General features: G+C 65.4%; 17 protein-coding genes. 10 read left to right on the forward strand and 7 right to left on the reverse strand.

Annotation, left to right across the window (positions count from 1 at the left end; genetic code table 11):
• Nucleotides 1-5 precede the first annotated feature (5 nt).
• Nucleotides 6-1238 carry an MFS transporter gene (locus CEW83_RS09490; RefSeq protein WP_234419044.1) on the forward strand — a complete coding sequence of 411 codons (1233 nt, stop codon included), beginning with the start codon at nucleotides 6-8 and terminating at the stop codon, nucleotides 1236-1238.
• A gap of 13 nt (nucleotides 1239-1251) precedes the next feature.
• Here CEW83_RS09490 and gcvA read toward each other — a convergent pair whose 3' ends face one another.
• Nucleotides 1252-2235, reverse strand: a complete 984-nt coding sequence (gene gcvA, locus CEW83_RS09495) for a transcriptional regulator GcvA (protein ID WP_108949123.1) — start codon at nucleotides 2233-2235, stop codon at nucleotides 1252-1254.
• 114 nt (nucleotides 2236-2349) lie between these two features.
• Here gcvA and CEW83_RS21035 point away from each other — a divergent pair, with 114 nt between their 5' ends.
• A complete protein-coding gene (locus CEW83_RS21035) occupies nucleotides 2350-2514 on the forward strand; it encodes a hypothetical protein (RefSeq protein WP_159099437.1) in 165 nt (54 codons plus the stop codon).
• A gap of 127 nt (nucleotides 2515-2641) precedes the next feature.
• On the opposite strand, the gene CEW83_RS09500 is transcribed toward CEW83_RS21035, so the two are convergent.
• Complete coding sequence (locus CEW83_RS09500) at nucleotides 2642-3769, reverse strand: aminotransferase class V-fold PLP-dependent enzyme (protein ID WP_108949124.1); 1128 nt, start codon at nucleotides 3767-3769, stop codon at nucleotides 2642-2644.
• Nucleotides 3770-3909: 140 nt separating this feature from the next.
• Complete coding sequence (gene chrA / locus CEW83_RS09505; protein WP_108951313.1) at nucleotides 3910-5277, reverse strand: chromate efflux transporter; 1368 nt, start codon at nucleotides 5275-5277, stop codon at nucleotides 3910-3912.
• A gap of 154 nt (nucleotides 5278-5431) precedes the next feature.
• On the opposite strand from chrA, the gene CEW83_RS09510 reads away from it, so the two are divergent.
• The 7 genes from CEW83_RS09510 to leuE all read left to right on the forward strand — a co-directional run bounded on the left by CEW83_RS09510 (nucleotide 5432) and on the right by leuE (nucleotide 13643).
• On the forward strand, nucleotides 5432-6676 hold the full coding sequence (locus CEW83_RS09510; RefSeq protein ID WP_234419045.1) for a ChaN family lipoprotein: 1245 nt from the start codon (nucleotides 5432-5434) through the stop codon (nucleotides 6674-6676).
• Nucleotides 6673-8760, forward strand: a complete 2088-nt coding sequence (locus tag CEW83_RS09515; protein WP_108949125.1) for a M1 family metallopeptidase — start codon at nucleotides 6673-6675, stop codon at nucleotides 8758-8760. The genes CEW83_RS09510 and CEW83_RS09515 overlap by 4 nt, the downstream gene beginning before the upstream one ends.
• A 101-nt stretch (nucleotides 8761-8861) precedes the next feature.
• On the forward strand, nucleotides 8862-9701 hold the full coding sequence (locus CEW83_RS09520) for a (Fe-S)-binding protein (protein ID WP_108949126.1): 840 nt from the start codon (nucleotides 8862-8864) through the stop codon (nucleotides 9699-9701).
• Nucleotides 9698-11176, forward strand: a complete 1479-nt coding sequence (locus CEW83_RS09525; protein ID WP_199915256.1) for a LutB/LldF family L-lactate oxidation iron-sulfur protein — start codon at nucleotides 9698-9700, stop codon at nucleotides 11174-11176. Before CEW83_RS09520 ends, CEW83_RS09525 begins: the two co-directional genes overlap by 4 nt.
• The gene (locus CEW83_RS09530) at nucleotides 11177-11848 is read left to right on the forward strand and encodes a LutC/YkgG family protein (protein ID WP_108949128.1); all 672 of its coding nucleotides are present in this window, start codon (nucleotides 11177-11179) and stop codon (nucleotides 11846-11848) included.
• A 123-nt stretch (nucleotides 11849-11971) separates the two neighbouring features.
• Nucleotides 11972-12865, forward strand: a complete 894-nt coding sequence (locus CEW83_RS09535; protein ID WP_108949129.1) for a radical SAM protein — start codon at nucleotides 11972-11974, stop codon at nucleotides 12863-12865.
• Nucleotides 12866-12989: 124 nt separating this feature from the next.
• The gene (leuE, locus tag CEW83_RS09540) at nucleotides 12990-13643 is read left to right on the forward strand and encodes a leucine efflux protein LeuE (RefSeq protein ID WP_108949130.1); all 654 of its coding nucleotides are present in this window, start codon (nucleotides 12990-12992) and stop codon (nucleotides 13641-13643) included.
• A 24-nt stretch (nucleotides 13644-13667) separates the two neighbouring features.
• Here leuE and dctP read toward each other — a convergent pair whose 3' ends face one another.
• Genes dctP through CEW83_RS09555 form a run of 3 tightly spaced genes read right to left on the reverse strand, consistent with a single transcriptional unit; the run spans nucleotide 13668 to nucleotide 16523 of the window.
• The gene (gene dctP, locus CEW83_RS09545) at nucleotides 13668-14639 is read right to left on the reverse strand and encodes a TRAP transporter substrate-binding protein DctP (protein ID WP_108949131.1); all 972 of its coding nucleotides are present in this window, start codon (nucleotides 14637-14639) and stop codon (nucleotides 13668-13670) included.
• A 41-nt stretch (nucleotides 14640-14680) separates the two neighbouring features.
• Nucleotides 14681-16000 (reverse strand): TRAP transporter large permease, encoded by a 1320-nt coding sequence (locus tag CEW83_RS09550; RefSeq protein WP_108951315.1) that lies wholly within the window; start codon nucleotides 15998-16000, stop codon nucleotides 14681-14683.
• A gap of 1 nt (nucleotide 16001) precedes the next feature.
• On the reverse strand, nucleotides 16002-16523 hold the full coding sequence (locus CEW83_RS09555) for a TRAP transporter small permease (RefSeq protein WP_108949132.1): 522 nt from the start codon (nucleotides 16521-16523) through the stop codon (nucleotides 16002-16004).
• 463 nt (nucleotides 16524-16986) lie between these two features.
• Here CEW83_RS09555 and CEW83_RS09560 point away from each other — a divergent pair, with 463 nt between their 5' ends.
• Entirely contained in the window at nucleotides 16987-17421 is a 435-nt protein-coding gene (locus CEW83_RS09560; RefSeq protein WP_108949133.1) for a cyclic nucleotide-binding/CBS domain-containing protein, read from the forward strand.
• 116 nt (nucleotides 17422-17537) lie between these two features.
• On the opposite strand, the gene CEW83_RS09565 is transcribed toward CEW83_RS09560, so the two are convergent.
• Nucleotides 17538-17921: a c-type cytochrome gene (locus CEW83_RS09565; protein ID WP_234419046.1), complete on the reverse strand. Its 384-nt coding sequence runs from the start codon at nucleotides 17919-17921 to the stop codon at nucleotides 17538-17540.
• Nucleotides 17922-17964 lie beyond the last annotated feature (43 nt).

Here is a 17964-nt window from a genome sequence, read left to right on the forward strand (position 1 = left end):
CAGGCATGAGCGACCCCGGCCCCGCGAGCGAAGCCTCTCCTCTCAAACCGTCTCCGAAGGCGGGGCTGCCACCTGCGATCTGGATGCTGGGCTTTGTCAGCCTGCTGATGGATGTGTCTTCCGAGCTGATCCACAGCCTGCTGCCGGTCTTCCTGGTCACCAGCCTGGGCGCGGGGACGCTGGTGGTCGGGCTGATCGAAGGCGCGGCCGAGGCCACGGCGCTGATCGTGAAGGTCTTCTCCGGCGTGCTGTCCGATTACTGGGGCAAGCGCAAACCGCTGGCAGTGCTCGGCTACGGTCTCGGCGCACTGTCCAAGCCACTGTTCGCACTCGCCAGCGGCCCCGGTCTGGTGCTGGGTGCGCGGCTGATCGACCGTGTCGGCAAGGGCATCCGCGGCGCGCCGCGCGACGCGCTGGTTGCCGACATCGCCCCGCCCGAGATGCGCGGCGCGGCGTTCGGTCTGCGCCAGTCGCTCGACACCGTCGGAGCCTTCGTCGGCCCGCTGCTCGCCATGGGGCTGATGCTGCTGTGGGCAAACGATTTTCGTGCGGTGTTCTGGGTCGCCATCGTGCCCGGCGTGCTGTCGGTGGCGCTGCTGCTGTTCGGCGTACGCGAACCCGAACGTCCGCCACAGGCAAGGCGCACCAACCCGCTCAAGCGCGAAAACCTTCGCCTGCTGTCCTCAGCGTACTGGTGGGTGGTCGCGATCGGGGCCCTGTTCACGCTGGCGCGCTTCTCCGAAGCCTTCCTCGTGCTGCGGACGCTCGATGGCGGACTGGCGATCGCACTGACCCCGCTGGTGCTGGTTGGCATGAACGTCGTGTACGCCCTCACCGCCTACCCCTTCGGAAAGCTGTCGGATGGCGCGAGCCACACGCTGTTGCTGGGACTGGGGCTCGCGGTGCTGATCGCGGCCGACCTCATCCTCGCCTCCGGCACGCACTGGACGTCGCTGGTGGCAGGCATTGCGCTGTGGGGGCTGCACATGGGCATGACGCAAGGCCTGCTCGCGCGCATGGTGGCCGACAGCGCCCCTGCCGAACTGCGCGGTACCGCCTACGGCTTCTTCAACCTCGTCAGCGGCCTCGCCATGCTGCTGGCCAGCGTGCTCGCCGGCTTGCTGTGGGAAATGCACGGCGCACAATGGACATTCATCGCCGGCGCCGGCTTTGCCCTGCTTACGCTGCTGGCGACGTTTCTGCCCCGCCGGGCCGGCACACCGGCCAGCGGCGCCTAGGCGTGTAGATCCACTAGGCCGGCCCCGCACCGGACTCGGGCTCCGCCTTGCGGCTCATGCCCGACTCATTGATGAGCCAGTTGCGGAACGCCGCAACAACCGGCCGTTCGGCGGTCTCCTCCGGCGTCACGATGTAGTAGGCAAAGCGCCGCCCGAGCGATATGTCGAAGGGTGCGATCAGCTGTCCTGCGGCAATCTCTGCGGCAACGAGCGGCCGCGACAGCAGGGCAACGCCAAACCCGCCCAGCGCCGCCGCAATCGCAAGACCCGAGTCGGTGAAGTGCGGCCCCGCCGTCGTATCCACCCCCTTCACACCCGCCACCTTCAGCCACTCGGCCCAGTTCGGCCGCTCCTGCAGATCCTGAATGGTGTCGTCATGGATCAGCGTCTGATAGCGCATGTCCGCCGGCTTGCGCAATGGCAGCTTGCCGCGCAGCAACTGCGGGCTGCACACCGCGGTGTAGTCGGTTTCGAGCACCAGATCGACGCGACAGCCGGGATAGCGGCCGTGACCGTTGCGAATCCAGACTTCAGGCGCATTACTAAGTGCCGCCTCGACGTCGGGCAGACGCTGGGGCGCCGCATCGCCGCGGTCGATCATGGCCGCCGAGCCTGACAGATGCAGCTCGACATCCGGATACATGCTGGTAAAGCGCTGCAGTCGCGGCAACAGCCAGCGCAGCGCAAGCGATGGCGGCGCCAGCACGACCAGACGCGGGTCGGGCGCACATTCGCGCACGGCCGCAACCGCTGCCGTGAAGCAGTCCATGCCCTCGCGCAACTTGGGCAGCATCGCCATGCCTTCCGGCGTCAGCTCCAGCGCGCGGGTCAGGCGACGGAACAGCGAAACCCCGAGATGCTCCTCGAGCGTGCGAATCTGGTGGCTGATCGCGGTCGGCGTGACAGACAGTTCCTCTGCCGCACGGCGGAAGCTGAGGTGGCGGGCAGCCACCTCGAAAGCACGCAGGGCATTGAGCGGAGGAAGACGTTCGACCATACAGATGAGATTTTCTAATCCGTCGGATGACAATTCATCGTTTGTTGCGCCGCAACATTCGCGCTAGATTTACACCGTTCCCACACGACGGGAACACGTAAAAGGAGCGTCAAAATGGAATACAAGCCCGAACAGATCGACTCAATCGTCCGTGAGGCCAACCGCCTCCGCAGCGAGGAGCTCGGCCGCCTGATCGCGGCCGGCCTCAGCAGTGCCCAGCAACTGGCTGCCTTCGTCATGCACAAACTGAACCTGTCTTCGCGTCACGCCCATCGCTGAGCCTGACCCGTGGCCGCCCTCGAGTCCCCCTCGGGCAGCACGTATCTGATCGAAAACACCGAACTGGCACGTCAGCCGCGCCCTTGCGCACGCTGATGTGCCAGCTTCGTTTACGGCGGCAACAGCCTTACTGCAGCTGATCCAGCGCCTGCTTCAGGCTGGCCACGGTGCGCTCGACGTTGTGCAGTTTGTCGAGACCGAACAGCCCAAGGCGGAAGGTCTTGAAATCGGCCGGCTCGTCACACTGCAGCGGCACGCCTGCTGCGCTCTGCACCCCGACTGCAGCAAACTTGCTGCCGGTACGGATGCCGTCGTCCTCGGTATAGCTCACCACCACACCGGGCGCCTTGAAGCCATCGGCAGCCACACTCCGGATGCCCCGGCCCTCAAGCAGCTCGCGCACTCTCGCACCCAGTTCGATCTGTTCGGCGCGAACCTTCTCCAGGCCGTAGGCTTCGGTTTCCTTCATCACGTCACGCAACTTGACCAGTGAGTCTGTAGGCATCGTGGCGTGATACGCATGTGCGCCGCCTTCGTAAGCCTCCATGATCTGCAGCCACTTCTTGAGGTCGCAGGCGAAGCTGGTGCTGGCGGTATTCTCGATGCGCTCACGCGCCAGCCTGCTGAACATGACCATCGCGCAGCACGGCGATGCGGTCCAGCCCTTCTGCGGCGCACTGATCAGGATATCGACACCGGTTTCGGCCATATCGACCCACATGGCGCCGGATGCGATGCAGTCGAGCACGAACAGGCCGCCTTCGGCATGCACGGCCTGGGCAACGGCCTTGATGTAGTCGTCGGGCAGGATCATGCCGGACGAGGTTTCGACATGCGGCGCAAACACGACGTCGGGTTTGTGCTGACGGATCGCGGCGACCACATCCTCGACCGGCACCGGCGCAAAAGGCGCCTGCGGGCCGGAGTTCACCGGGCGGGCCTTGAGCACGACAGCGGTTTCGGGAATGCGCCCCATGTCGAAGATCTGCGTCCAGCGGTAGCTGAACCAGCCGTTACGGATCACCAGCGCGCGCTTGCCGGTGGCGAACTGACGCGCCACGGCTTCCATGCCGAAGGTTCCGCTACCGGGCACGATTGCCACGGCATCGGCATTGTAGGCGCGCTTGAGCATGGCCGACAGGTCGCGCATGACGCCCTGGAAAGCCTTGGACATGTGGTTGAGCGCGCGGTCGGTGTAGACCACAGAGTATTCGAGCAGGCCGTCGGGATCGACGTTATCTAGCAAAGCGGGCATCGTGCCTCCTTATTGATATCCTGGCCGCCCGGTGGCACACGGGCCCTGCCGGGACGGTTGAAGGGCGGTCATTGCAACTGCCGTTAGCCGATGATTGTAACCACTCCTGTCGCAGCCGTGGTTTCAACCTCAACGCGAGCTCAGCCGATGATGGACCTGGCAGCGAGCCCCAGCAGCGCACAGCCCGCAATGACGTGGATCACGTTCATCCTGAAGCGGAACAGTGCCAGCGCGGCGACAAGCGCAATCAGCGCCGAGGGCCAGTCGAACGCGCCCTCGAAGCCGGCCGGCCACAGCACGTGATAGCCGAAGAAGAGCGCCAGGTTCAGGATCACCCCCACGACCGCTGCGGTAATCGCGGTGAGCGGCGCGGTGAACTTCAGGTCGTCATGGGTGGATTCCACCAGCGGCCCGCCCGCCAGGATGAAGAGAAAGGAGGGCAGGAAGGTGAACCAGGTCACCAGCGCTGCGGCCACGGCGCCCGCCAGAAAGCGCGTTTCGGGGCCGAACAGCTCAGCGACGTAGCCGCCGACGAAGCCGACGAAGGCGACCACCATGATCAGCGGACCGGGCGTGGTTTCGCCCAGGGCAAGGCCGTCGATCATCTGCGTCGGACTCAGCCAGCCGTAGTGCCCGACCGCCCCCTGATACACATAGGGCAGCACCGCATACGCGCCGCCAAAGGTCAGCAGGGCCGCCTTGGTGAAGAACCAGCCCATCTGCGTGAGCGTGTCATTCCAGCCGAAGGACGCCGTCAGCAGCCCCATCGGCACCACCCACAGCAAGGCGCCGCAGGTGAGCACCATCGCCAGCCGGCGCCAGCTGAAGCGGGCGTGCACGGGTGTCGGCGTGTCATCGCCGATCAGGGCAGCGGTGGCCGTGCTTGCCGCGCCTGCATGCCCGCCACCTGCGCTGAACCGGGCCGGGGCAATGCGCCCGCCGATGAAGCCCGCCAGCGCCGCGCCAGCCACAATGGCGGGAAACGGCAGATGCAACGCAAAGATGGCGACGAACGACGCCCCCGCGATTCCCCACAAGGCCGAGTTCTTCAGCGCGCGCGAACCGATGCGGTGCGCGGCCTGCAGCACGATCGCGGTCACGGCAGGCTTGATGCCGTAAAACAGCCCCGCAACCAGCGGGACATTGCCGAACGCGATGTAGATCCACGACAACGCAATCAGAATGAACAGCGAAGGCAGCACGAACAGCGCGCCGGCCATGAGCCCGCCCCAGGTCCGGTGCAGCAGCCAGCCGATGTAGGTCGCCAGCTGCTGAGCCTCGGGGCCGGGCAGCAGCATGCAGTAGTTGAGCGCATGCAGGAAGCGCTTCTCGCTGATCCAGCGCCGGCGCTCGACCAGCTCGGCGTGCATGATCGAGATCTGCCCGGCGGGACCACCAAAGCTGATGAAGCCGAGCTTGAGCCAGAACAGGAAAGCCTCACCCGGGCTGACGCTGGCGGGCGGCTCGCAATCAGGTACCGGCACAGCCGCGGAAGCACGATCGGACATCATCGCTCGACAAATCACTGAGAGGCGGCGAGCTTAGCGTGCACAGGCTTCAATCAATAGCGTTTCAGGACCGCGGCATGAGCGCGCGCAACACCGGGCCGGAACTCGCCGCCCGCCACAGGCTCTACCCACTTTCCCCCACGGCGTCTTCCTCATGCGCAATCAAGCACTCTGCACGCTCCTGCTCGCATGCGCTGCCATCAGCGGCGTCCCCACGGTTGCGGCAGCGCCCGCCGCCCCTGTCGGTGATCGCACGCCCGGCTGCATCGGACCAGCCACCTGGGCCAACCCGCAGGCCAGCGGCATCCGCGCCACGCCCGGACCCGCAACCGTGGCCTCGATGGCGCTGCGGGATGTAGTCCTGCTCGGCGAGCAGCACGACAACGCCGACCACCACCGCTGGCAGCTCCAGACCCTCGCTGCCCTGCACGCCCAGCGCCCGGACATGGTGATCGGATTCGAGATGTTCCCGCGCCGCCTGCAGGCGGTGCTGGATCAGTGGGTCGGGGGCAGCCTGAGCGAAGCACGCTTTCTGGAGCTCACCTCATGGGACACGATCTGGCGAATGCCCGCAGAACTCTACATGCCGCTGTTCCAGTTCGCGCGCCTCAACCGTATCCCGATGCTTGCGCTCAACGTCGAGCCGCAACTGATCCGCGACACCTCTGCGGGTGGCTGGGCGTCCGTACCGGAATCGAAACGCGAGGGCGTTGGCCGGGCGGCTGCGGCCCCGTCCGCGTATGTGGATGAGCTGTTCGAGGTGCACAAGGCACATGCCGACATGCGTGGCCACATGCGCGGGCATGGTGCCGGCGGCGCCCGGGGCGCAGCCGGCCGCAACGACCCTGCCTTCCGCAACTTCGTCGAGGCGCAGCAGGTATGGGACCGCGCAATGGCCGAGGCGCTGGCGAGCCGCTCACGCGCCACCGCCGACGGCGGCAGCAAACCCCTTGTGGTCGGCATCATGGGGGGCGGACACATCCGCGGCGGGCACGGCGTGCCCCACCAGCTGCGGGATCTCGGCATCGACAGCATCGGCACGCTGCTGCCGATCGCGGCGTCGACCCCGTGCGCCGACATTCCCGGCGGCCTCGCCGACGCGGTGTTTGCCATTCCCGAACAGGCGCTCGACGCCCCGCCCCCGCCCCGCCTCGGAGTCGGGCTGGAGGCCCATCGCGAAGGCGTGCGGGTTGCCACGGTATCGCCGGCCAGTCTCGCCGAGCGTTCGGGCTTTGCCGTCAGTGACATCATCATCGAAGCCGCGGGCGAGAAGACGCCAACGCTGGCCGGACTGATCGCCACCATTCGCACGCAGCCTGCCGGCACCTGGCTGCCGATGACAGTGAAGCGCGGCAGTGAAACCCTCGAGCTGATCGTGCGGTTTCCGGCGAAGTCATGAGCGCAGTGCTCACCTGCGTGCTGCGGCCGGGGGTGTGGCTCCGGGCCATGTGGCTCGCGCTCGTCGTGCTGCACTCAGGCGTCGCCAGCGCAGCGGCGGATGACCGGCTGCCCTCGATCGCCCTGAAGCTGAGCCTCGACCCCGACACCCGTGCCTTCGACGCCGTAGCCGAAATCCGGCCGCAGTCGGCAGACTTCATCTTCGCGCTGCATCAGTCGCTCAGCGTCACCTCGGCCAGTGTCGACGGCCGTCCGCTTCGCGTCGAGCCGGGCGGCCGCCGGGGCGAGATCCGCAGCTGGCGCATCGTCCTGCCGGCCAACGGAACCCTGCAGCTGCACTATGGCGGCACCCTGCCGGCGCTCGACGCCCGACTCGATCACCGCGACGTCCTTCAGCGCCTGCTGCCTGCCGCCTCGACCGCCGGCAGCTTTCTGCCCGCCGGCAGCGGCTGGTACCCGCACCCCGGCGCCATGTTCACCTACCGGGTCGAGCTCACCGTACCCGCCACACAGCGTGCGCTCGTGGCCGGCCGCCTGATCGCCGAAACACAGCCGCAGGCGGACGACGCCACTTACCGCGCAAGTTTCGAGTTCCCTCACCCCGCCGACGGCATCGACCTGATGGCCGGCCCCTGGCAAATCAGGGAGCTGCAGGTGCCGCGCACGGACGCCGGCCCGCTGCGGCTGCGCACCTACTTTCCCGCCGACCTCGACGCCGTCGAAGGCCTGCCGGCTGCCTACCTGGACGATACCCGGCGCTACATCGAGCGCTACAGCGAAGCCATCGGCCCCTATCCCTTCGACAGCTTTTCGGTCGTCGCAAGCCCCCTGCCTACCGGCTTCGGCATGCCCACGCTCACCTACATCGGCGCGCAGGTGCTGAAGCTGCCCTTCATCCGTGCCACTTCGCTCGGTCACGAGGTTCTGCACAACTGGTGGGGCAACGGCGTGTTTGTCGATTATCAGCGCGGCAACTGGTCCGAAGGACTCACCACCTTCATGGCCGATCATGCCCACAAGGAAGAGGAGTCCGCTGCTGCCGCGAGCGCAATGCGCATGGGCTGGTTGCGCGACTTCGCCGCCACCCCCACAGCGGACCAGCCCACGCTGACCTCGTTTCGCTCCCGCACGCATGGCGCGGCCGCAGTGGTGGGCTACGGCAAGTCGGCGATGCTGTTCCTGATGCTGCGCGACCTCATCGGCGAAGAGGCGTTCAAGCGTGGTATCCAGCTGTTCTGGACCCAGCACCGCTTCAGGGTGGCAGACTGGGACGCGCTCCGCAGCAGCTTCGAGACCACCTCGGGGCGGTCACTAGCAACCTTCTTCGAGCAGTGGCTCACACGCCCCGGTGGGCCAGCGCTCACCCTCGACAAGGCCAGCGCAACGCAGCACGGGAGCAGCGTCCGGCTTACGCTCGAACTCAGTCAGTCGTTCCCCGCCTATGTGCTTGAGGTGCCGCTCAGCCTGAGCTATGCCGATCATCATGAAACACGCCGGGTCAGTCTCGATCAGCGCCGGCAGCGCCTGATGCTTGAACTTCCGGCGCTGCCTCAGCGGGTCGCACTCGACCCCGAGCTGCGACTGTGGCGGGTGCTGTCCGCGAACCAGTTGCCGCCCATCCTGCGCCAGTGGATCAGCGCCCGTTCCCCGCGCCTGATCATCGCCGACGACCAGGCAGGACCGGACGCATCAGGCTTCACGGCATCGGCGCAGGCGCTGGCAGATGCAGTGTTCGAGAACCCTGCCCGGCGTACATCCATTGCTAACCTGAAGACCGACACGACCCCTGTGCTGCTGATCGGTCGCCATGCCGCCGTCGACGCTTCACTTGCCACCGCCGGGCTGCCGCCCCGCCCTGACCAGCTGGGAGTGCGCGGCAGTGCGCAGGTGTGGACCACTGCAGACCAGGCGCATGCGCCGCTGGCCGTCGTTTCGGTCGCAGACACCGATGCGCTGCGCGCCTTGCTGCGCCCGCTGCCACATTACGGCGCCCGCAGCTGGCTGGTCTTCGATGGTCGGCGCGCAATCGAACAGGGGGTGTGGTCTGCGTCGGGAATGGAGATCCCGGTTCGAACCGGCAACTGAGCCCGGACGCGAATCGCGCTGGCAGGCACACAGGGAGAACCACACTATGCAGTGAGCCTCGTCCGTCTACAATCTTCTAAACAGGATGGAGACAGCAGCCCATGAGCCAGCACACCCCAGGCGCCAGCGATAACACCACCCGCGTCGCCCCGCCGCCACGCGCGCCGCGAAGCTACCCGGCGCAGAAACCAACCGATGTCTATCTGTTCGGCACCTGCGTGCTCGACCTGTTTTACCCGGATGCAGGCATGGATACGATTCACCTGCTCGAACGCGAAGGCATCCGCGTGCATTTCCCCCAAGGGCAGACCTGTTGCGGACAGCCCGCCTACACCTCGGGCTACACGGATGACGCACGTGAGGTAGCCCGCGCCCAGCTCAAGCTCTTTGCGCGCGACTGGCCGGTGGTCATCCCGTCAGGGTCGTGCGCGGGGATGTTCTGCCATCACTATCCGGAACTCTTCGCCGCAGAGCCCGACACCCTGAAGCAGGTGGAGTCACTTGCCGGACGCACCTACGAGCTGGCCGAGTTCCTGCTGGAAGTGTGCAAGGTCCGTTTCGAGGACAGCGGCGAGCCGGTCAAGGTGGCGCTGCACACCTCGTGCTCGGCGCGCCGGGAGATGGGCACGCACATGCACGGTCGCGCACTGCTCGCACAGCTCGAGCAGGTCGAACGCGTCGATCACGACCACGAGAGCGAGTGCTGCGGTTTCGGCGGCACTTTCAGCGTGCGCATGCCGGACATCTCGGGCGCAATGGTGCGCGACAAGACCGCGGCCCTGAAGGGCTCGGGCGCGGCCGAGGTGGTCAGCGCCGACTGCGGCTGTCTGCTCAACATCAATGGCGCGTTCGAGAAACAGTACGACCGCCTGCGCGGCGAGCACCTTGCCAGCTTCCTGCTGCGCCGCTCCGGCGGCAAGACCACGGGAGCTCAGTCATGAACGCACCAGCCCCCAGCCAGGCCACCACCCCGACTGCGACAACGGCTGCGCACGCACCCGCCATTCCGATGACGTTCAAGCAGCGCGCACACGGCGCAGTGCACGACAAGCAGCTGCGCAGGAACTTCCGTGGCGCGATGGATTTCCTGATGGCCAAGCGCGCGGCGCAGTTTCCCGACGGCGACGAGCTCGAACGCCTGCGCACCTTCGGCAACCACGTGCGCGCACGCGCGCTGTCGAAACTGCCCGAACTGCTTGAGCGCCTCGAAACCAACCTGACCCGCAACGGCGTCAAGGTGCACTGGGCCGAGACCGTCGACGAGGCCAATGCGATCGTGCATGAGATCGTCAGCGCGCATGAAGCGAAGCAGGTGATCAAGGGCAAGTCGATGGTGAGCGAGGAAATGGAGATGAACCATTACCTCGAGGGCCACGGCGTCGATTGCCTCGAGTCCGACATGGGCGAGTTCATCGTCCAGCTCGGCAACGAGAAACCGTCGCACATCATCATGCCGGCCATTCACCTCAATGCCGGCCAGGTGGCCTCGCTGTTTCACGACAAGCTCGAAGTCGATTACACCGAGGACGTCGACAGACTCATCCAGATCGGACGCGAGACGTTGCGGCGCAAGTTCTTCGAGGCCGATATCGGCGTATCGGGGGTGAACTTCGCCATCGCCGAGACCGGCTCGCTGCTGCTGGTGGAGAACGAGGGCAACGGCCGCATGTCGACCACGGTGCCGCCGGTCCATATCGCGGTCACGGGCATCGAGAAGGTGGTGGAGAACCTGCGCGACGTGGTGCCGCTGCTGTCGCTGCTCACCCGCTCCGCCACCGGACAGCCGATCACCACCTATGTGAACGTAATCTCCGGCCCGCGCAAGGCGGAAGAGCTCGATGGCCCGCAGGAAGTGCACCTGGTACTGCTCGACAATGGCCGCAGCCAGGCCTTCGCCGACAGCGAGCTGCGCCAGACCCTGAACTGCATCCGCTGCGGCGCCTGCATGAACCATTGTCCGGTCTATACCCGTATCGGCGGCCATGCCTACGGCACGGTGTATCCCGGCCCAATCGGCAAGATCATCACCCCGCACATGCTCGGACTGGAAGAGACCAAGGACCTGCCCAGCGCATCCTCGCTGTGCGGCGCCTGCGGTGAAGTGTGTCCGGTCAGGATTCCGATTCCGGCCATCCTGCGTCGCCTGCGCGAGGAGAACGTCCGCGCGCCCGACGCCAGCCCGCAACACATGCGCGGTCAGGGCAGCAAGTATTCGCGCGCCGAGGGCATGGCGTGGAAGGGCTGGCGCCTGCTCAACACCTCGCCCCGCCTGTATCGCGTCTTCAACCTGGCAGCCACCCGCCTGAGCGCGCTGACCCCGCCCAAGCTCGGCCCCTGGACCCAGCACCACAGCGCCCCGAAGGCCGCCCCGCGCAGCCTGCACGAACTGGCCCGCGACCATCTGGGAGAAGACTGAATGAGCGCCAAGGAACGCATCCTCGCCAAACTCGGGCACAGCCTCGCCGGCACCACGCCGCTCGCCGACGACTACGACGAAGCCCTGCTCACCGAACCGTGGACCTATGCGCCCGAACAACGCATTCCGCGCCTGCGTGAATTGCTCGAAGCCGTGCACGGCGAAACGCAGCTGACCACCACCACCGACTGGCCTGCGCGGGTCGTCGAAGCGCTGACCGCACGGGGCATCGACGAGTTGCTGATCTCGCCCGACACCCCGCATGGCCAGCAGTTCGCCAGCCACCTTGCGGATCAGGCCAAGGCAATCCGGCTCAAGGCCTACGACCGCCCGGTGGAGGAATGGAAGGACGAGCTCTTCTTCAATACCCCCGCCAGCCTCACCGGCACGCTCGGCGGCATTGCGGCCACCGGCAGCCTGATCATGTGGCCGACCACGACCGAGCCGCGGCTGATGAGCCTGGTGCCGCCCCTGCACATCGCCCTGCTCAAGGCGAGCGAGGTCTACGACAATCTGTACACCGTGCTGCAGGCACAGTCCTGGGCAGCAGGCCTGCCCACCAACGCCCTGCTGGTGTCCGGCCCATCCAAGACGGCGGATATCCAGCAGACGCTGGCCTACGGCGCCCATGGCCCGAAAGAGCTGATCGTGCTGATTCTCGAAGACGCCTGACGTCTCCGCCCCGCGGGCCGGACCGGCTCGCGGGACACCGGTGCCGTTTTCTCGAGCAAGGTTCTTGAACCGGCATCGCCCCCGCGGCGAGAATATGCGCCGACAGATCACTGGCCCACCCCCATGAGCATCCCAATCCGTTACGTCGAACCCGTCTTTCGTCCGCCGAGCGAAGCCGACTCCCTGATCCTGCCGGTTACCGACGGCTGCTCGTGGAACAAATGCACCTTCTGCGAGATGTACACCGCACCTCAGAAGGCGTTTCGTGCGCGCAGCGAGGACGAAGTGCTCGAGAGCATCCGCAAGACCGGTGCGCGCTACGGCGACCGCATCCGGCGCATCTTTCTCGCCGACGGTGATGCACTGGTGCTGCCGACCCGGCGCCTGCTGAACATTCTCGAGACCATCCGGCGCGAGATGCCTGCCGTGCGCCGGGTGTCGAGCTACTGTCTGGCCCGCAACCTGGCAAAGAAAACCGTCGAGGAATTGCGCGCGCTGCGCGAGGCCGGGCTCTCGCTGGCGTATCTGGGTGCGGAGTCGGGCGACGACGTGGTGCTGGCGCGGGTCAACAAGGGCGAGACCTTCGACTCCACCTGCGAAGCGCTGGACAAGCTCGGCTCGGCCGGCATCACGCGCTCGGTGATGATCCTCAACGGCCTCGGCGGCCAGGTGTTCAGTGAGCAGCATGCCGACAATTCCGCACGCCTCGCCAACGCCACCCAGCCCGAGTATCTGGCCACGCTGGTGGTGAGCTTCCCCACCGGCGAAGCGCGCTTCCGTGCCGACTTCCCCGAGTGGGAGCCGCTCGATCAGCACGGCCTGATCGCCGAGATGGAACGCTTCCTGTCGCAGCTCGAATTGCGCCGCACGGTGTTCCGCTCCGACCATGCCAGCAACTGGCTGGTGCTGAAGGGCACCCTGGGCGCAGAAAAGGACCGTCTGCTGACGCAGGTCCGCGCCGCCCTCGCCGACCCGGAACATGCCCACCTGCGTCCGGCCTGGGCGCGCGGACTCTGATCTGCGGACTTACCCGAATCGGGATCACAAACCCCCACGACAAGGTCTATGCTTGATAAGATCGCGGGTTCGCGCACGCACCCAAGTAACTGATCGCAGTGCGATTTAGTGGCAGGAGCCTTTCATGTTCTACGGCATCACCGACCTGACGACCTTCATCCTCGGCACCATTTTCATCGTGTTGCTGCCGGGGCCGAACTCGCTCTATGTGATGTCGGTTGCCTCGCGCCTTGGCGTGGCTGCAGGCTATCGCGGCGCCTGTGGCATTTTTGTCGGTGACATGATCCTGATGATTCTGGCCACGACCGGCGCGGCCTCCCTGCTGCGGGCGACGCCCGAGCTGTTTCTGGTCATCAAGTATGCCGGTGCGGGCTACCTCGCCTGGCTGGGCCTGAGCCTGCTGCGCAGTTCATTTGCAAGCTGGAAGCAGCGCGGCGAAGAATCCGGCGAAACCACGCCACCCGTCACCAACGCATCCAGCCCCTTCCGCACCGCGCTGATGATCAGCCTGATGAACCCGAAGGCGATCCTGTTCTTTGTTTCCTTCTTCATCCAGTTCGTCGACCCGGGCTACGCCTGGCCGGGCCTGTCCTTCATCATTCTCGGCATCATCGTGCAGATCTGCAGCGCGCTGTACCTGTCGGCGCTGATCTTCGGCGGCGTGCATCTGGCGCGGCAGTTCCGCCGCCGGCGCCGCCTTGCCGCTACCGCAACCGGCAGCGTCGGCGGGCTGTTCATCGGATTCGGGCTCAAACTGGCCAACGCCACGCTGGGATGAGCGTGGCGCGCCAGCGCAAGCGGTTCAGCGACCGTTGCTGAACAGGGCTTTGAGCTTTGCCGCATTCTGCGGGCTGGCCTGCTCGATGCCGGCCCATCCTGCCTCGTAGGCCTTGGCACGGAAGAGATTGACCTGCGCTTCCGGAAGCGCGTAGGTCTCGATGCCGGCCTTGGCCTGCTTTGCCTTTTCCTCGGTCGCGGTCGCCAGATCCTTCTCGTTCTGGGCTTCGGCCCACGCCAGCTGCTTTTCAAGGAAGGCTCGCTGAGCCGCGTCGAGCTTCTTCCAGGTGTTCTGGTTCATGAAGAAGCTGACTTCGACGTTGTAGAAACCGGGCTCCACGCGATACTTGGTTTTCTCCTGCCAGCCGAGATCGAACATCCCGATCGAAGGCCAGCCGTAACCATCAACCACCCCGCGCTCGAGCGCGGTATAGACCTCACCCGGCGGCACCTGCAGCGGCGCGGCACCGACCGCCTGGAAGAAGGCACGATAGACCGGCACGCTGCGCAGCTTGAAGCCGGAGAAGTCACTCCCGCTTGGCTTCTTCGTGGTGTAGATGTGGTAATCAAGCCCGTCCGACACACGCGCCAGCCAGACCATGTTCGCCTTCTGGCGGTGGATGCTGTCCAGCAGCGCGTAACCACCGTTGGCGCGGATTTCCGACATCGGCTTCTCGGCCAGCGTCATTGCCAGCGCCTCGGGCACGAGATTGGCGTGAAACACCCCCGTGCTGTTGGCGAAGTCCACCACCCCGGCACGCACTGCGTTGCCCACCTCGAACGGCGGCATGGACTCTGGACCGCCCACTACCCGGATCTGCATGATGCCCTTTCCCTCGGCGTTCACCTTGTCGACGAAGGCGTTGAAGCGCTGCGAGAAGAAGGTGTCCTTGCCAAAGGCGCTGACCGCCTTGAGCGTGATTTCCGCCGCCTGTGCTGAGGTGGCGAGCAGCGAGAGCAGCACACTTGCGGTGAGTATTCCGTATTTTCTCTGCATGGTAGATCTCCGTGGGGTTGGTGCAGTCGGGTGGGGAACGCTCAGCTCATCAGCCGTGGCAGGCCGACAGCCAGCCACGGCACGGTGAAGATGAGGCCGAGGACGATCAACTCGATCACAAGGAAAGGGGTCGCTGCCGCATAGATCTGCGGCAGGCGGATGTGCGCCGGGGCAACGCTCTGCATCACCATCAGCAGCAGGCCGAAGGGCGGTGTGAGCAGCCCCATCTCCATCGCGATCAGCATCATCACCCCGAGCCAGACGGGGTCGATGCCAGCCGCAGAGGCCAGGGGCATGAAAAAGGGCAGCGTGATCATCATCATGCTGACCTGGTCGATGACGCAGCCCAGCACCAGCAGCAGGAGCAGCATGCCGACGACCAGCATCACCGGCGACAGCTCGAGTTCGGTGATCAGCCCGAGCAGGCCCGACGTTGCGCCGGAGAAGCTGAGCAGCTGCGAGAAGGTCGTCGAGGCCACGAGCACGAACAGGATGATGACCGAGATGCGGGCCGTTTCCATCAGCGCCTTGAACAGCGCATGCAGCGTCAGCGCGCGATAGGCCATGGTCGCCACCACCGACGCCAGCGCACCGATTGCAGCCGATTCGGTCGGAGATGCCCAGCCTGCCAGCATGCTGCCCACGACGGCGACGAAAATGCCGAGCAGCGGCACCACATCACGCAGGAAGGGCCACCAGCGCGCCCAACCCACAATGGCCGGCCCGTCCTGTGCGTCGACCGGTGCCAGTTCGGGGTGCGCGCGGCAGCGCAGAATCACGTAGCCGAGAAAGCCGATCGACATCACCAGGCCGGGCAGGATGCCGCCGATCAGCAACTGGCCGATGGAGATGCCGGCCAGACTGCCCAGCATCACCGCCAGCGCCGAGGGCGGAATCAGCATCGCAATGCCGCCCACGGCCATGATCGGCCCCATGGCGAGCGTCGGGTGATAGCCGCGTCGCAGCATCTCGGGCAGCAGCGTGCCGCCCATCATTGCCGTATTGGCGATGGTCGAACCGGACAGGGACGCGAAGGTCGTGCCGCCCAGCACCGCCACGACCGACAGGCGTCCGGGCAGGCGGGTGATCAGACGTTCGATGGCCTCGATCGCCCGGTAGGCGAGGCCGGTATGGAACAGCACCTCGCCCATCAGCACGAAGAGCGGGATCGGGGTGAGCGAGAAACTGCTGATCGAGCCCACCGAGTTGCGCACCAGTTGCCCGAGTCCTGCCTCGCCGCCGAGGAAGATCCAGGCGCCGAGCAGATTGACGCCGAGAAAGCCGAATGCGACCGGCACGCCGATCAGCATCAGCGCAAACAGGGTGCCCAGCATCAGGGCAAGTGCTGCCTGCCATTCCATCTCAGCGTCCTCCGCGGCGACGCGTCGCCGCATGCAGCCGGCGTGCGAATTCAACCGTCAGCAGGATGAAGGCGAAGCCCATGGGCAGGTTCAGCCACCACTCGGGAAAGATCAGGACCTTGAACACCATGCCGCCCTGCTGTGCGGCGTCGAGCGCCACCAAGACGCACTGCCACGCAAGCACCGCACTGATGAGCAATCCAAACGTATCGGTCAGCAGTTCGAGCCACCAGCGACCGACTGCAGACGAAGCTCGCAGCAGAATGTCGATGCGGATGTGGTCACCCACGTAGAGCAGCCAGGGGGCTGCGATGAAGGTGGCAAGCATGAGCATGTACTCGGTGACCTCGACACTCCATGTCAGCGAACCAAGGCCGAGATTGCGCATGAACACGTCGGCACAGACGAGCAGTCCCATTGCGCCGAAGAGCAGCGCCGACACCAGTCCACAGCCCGACATCAGGGCGTGATAGGCGCGGTTTGCGGGGGAGCGGAAGGCGGGCTGTGAATGCTGAACAGTCATACGTTGGCACCTGCCGTAAAATTAATTTAGGCATCAACATATCAGCAGTAAATCTTCATGTCCACGCGCGTTCATCGCGACTCGCCGACAAACCGTGCGACACCGCGCAGCACCCCGACGCCAGCGTAAAACCACAATCAAATCATGGCGATAGCGCCGCACCACGGGGGTGCAGGGAACACCCGCATGCACCTTAAAGGATCACGTTTTCGCGACTCGATCAAACGGATGCTGCATAGCACAACGGCTTATTTCATTGCAAAACAAGGTCTTGTCGTTTTCCTTCGTCATGCTTTGAAGCTGGCATGATTGACGCTTGACTGTAGAGGCGCAGTCACACATGAACCGGCAGTTCCGAACGCGCTTCTGCGGCGTTTGCATGGCTTTCGCAGCATGCCTGAGGGGGCCGGTGCAGTGACGAGCAGATCTTTGAATGCCCTACAAAAAGTAAAGGAGACAGATCATGCCGAGCCGCCCTATCCACCACGTCCTTGCCGACCGCAAATTCGTCTGCGTGCCATTTGACATGCCCGTGCGGGAGGTCACCCGTCTGATGCTTCAGCACAACGAGAGCGCTGCACTCGTCACCGAGCATGGCATCCTGACCGGCATCTTCACCGAGCGTGACGCCACCTTTCGCGTGCTGGCCACCGGCATCGACGCCGACCTCACGCCGGTTGGCGCAGTGCTCACGCACAATCCCCAGGCCATCACCGAAGACCGTCCCTTCGGTCACGCCCTGCACATGATGTTCGAGGGCGGTTTCCGCCATGTACCGGTGGTGAACGCAAGCGGGCGGCCGACCGGCGTCGTGACCGCGCGCGACGCGCTCGGCCTCGAGGCCGAGGCCTTTGGCGCCGAACTCGTCCGACGGGAAGAGATCACCGTCATTCTGTAAGTAAAGACGCCCTGTTTCCGCAACGGGGACAGGGCGCGTTCTGCTTCATTTCCGGAAACGGATCTGCCGGCAGGCAGCTATCGCGATCAACCGCATCGCCTGCACCCGGCCGTAGCTCACCTTCCCAGTGCCAGAATCCAGTCGACGAGACGGCGTGCATTGCCTTCAGTGATCGCAACCGCATTTGGCGGCATCGACAAGCCGCTGACCTTGCCCTTCCAGTGGCTGCTGTAGGGGCTGGAGCCCTCAAGGACGATACGGGTCAGGAACTCGCCTGCGCCGGGCTTGCCTGCGTACTGCTTGCCCACGTCCTGCCACGCCGGCCCGATGGGCGCCAAACCGTTCGGCCCCGGCTTGCCCGATTCGATGCTGTGACAGGTCAGGCATCCGCTTGCGGAGGCGAGCTTCATCATCTCGGCGTCGGCCATCGGGTCAGCTGCGTGCGAACTGGCAGCAAGGGCGAACACTGCAATACCTGCAAATGATCGAATGGAAATCACGTTAAAAGCTCCTTCTGGATGAATGCTGGTTGTTCCGGGGCGG

Source organism: Parazoarcus communis, assembly GCF_003111645.1.
Taxonomy (GTDB): domain Bacteria; phylum Pseudomonadota; class Gammaproteobacteria; order Burkholderiales; family Rhodocyclaceae; genus Parazoarcus; species Parazoarcus communis_A.

Coding starts and splice junctions, on each gene's coding strand:
- CEW83_RS09490 (WP_234419044.1), top strand. CDS start 6: ATGAGCGACCCCGGCCCCGCGAGCGAAGCCTCTCCTCTCAAACCGTCT.
- gcvA (WP_108949123.1), bottom strand. CDS start 2,235: ATGGTCGAACGTCTTCCTCCGCTCAATGCCCTGCGTGCTTTCGAGGTG.
- CEW83_RS21035 (WP_159099437.1), top strand. CDS start 2,350: ATGGAATACAAGCCCGAACAGATCGACTCAATCGTCCGTGAGGCCAAC.
- CEW83_RS09500 (WP_108949124.1), bottom strand. CDS start 3,769: ATGCCCGCTTTGCTAGATAACGTCGATCCCGACGGCCTGCTCGAATAC.
- chrA (WP_108951313.1), bottom strand. CDS start 5,277: ATGTCCGATCGTGCTTCCGCGGCTGTGCCGGTACCTGATTGCGAGCCG.
- CEW83_RS09510 (WP_234419045.1), top strand. CDS start 5,432: ATGCGCAATCAAGCACTCTGCACGCTCCTGCTCGCATGCGCTGCCATC.
- CEW83_RS09515 (WP_108949125.1), top strand. CDS start 6,673: ATGAGCGCAGTGCTCACCTGCGTGCTGCGGCCGGGGGTGTGGCTCCGG.
- CEW83_RS09520 (WP_108949126.1), top strand. CDS start 8,862: ATGAGCCAGCACACCCCAGGCGCCAGCGATAACACCACCCGCGTCGCC.
- CEW83_RS09525 (WP_199915256.1), top strand. CDS start 9,698: ATGAACGCACCAGCCCCCAGCCAGGCCACCACCCCGACTGCGACAACG.
- CEW83_RS09530 (WP_108949128.1), top strand. CDS start 11,177: ATGAGCGCCAAGGAACGCATCCTCGCCAAACTCGGGCACAGCCTCGCC.
- CEW83_RS09535 (WP_108949129.1), top strand. CDS start 11,972: ATGAGCATCCCAATCCGTTACGTCGAACCCGTCTTTCGTCCGCCGAGC.
- leuE (WP_108949130.1), top strand. CDS start 12,990: ATGTTCTACGGCATCACCGACCTGACGACCTTCATCCTCGGCACCATT.
- dctP (WP_108949131.1), bottom strand. CDS start 14,639: ATGCAGAGAAAATACGGAATACTCACCGCAAGTGTGCTGCTCTCGCTG.
- CEW83_RS09550 (WP_108951315.1), bottom strand. CDS start 16,000: ATGGAATGGCAGGCAGCACTTGCCCTGATGCTGGGCACCCTGTTTGCG.
- CEW83_RS09555 (WP_108949132.1), bottom strand. CDS start 16,523: ATGACTGTTCAGCATTCACAGCCCGCCTTCCGCTCCCCCGCAAACCGC.
- CEW83_RS09560 (WP_108949133.1), top strand. CDS start 16,987: ATGCCGAGCCGCCCTATCCACCACGTCCTTGCCGACCGCAAATTCGTC.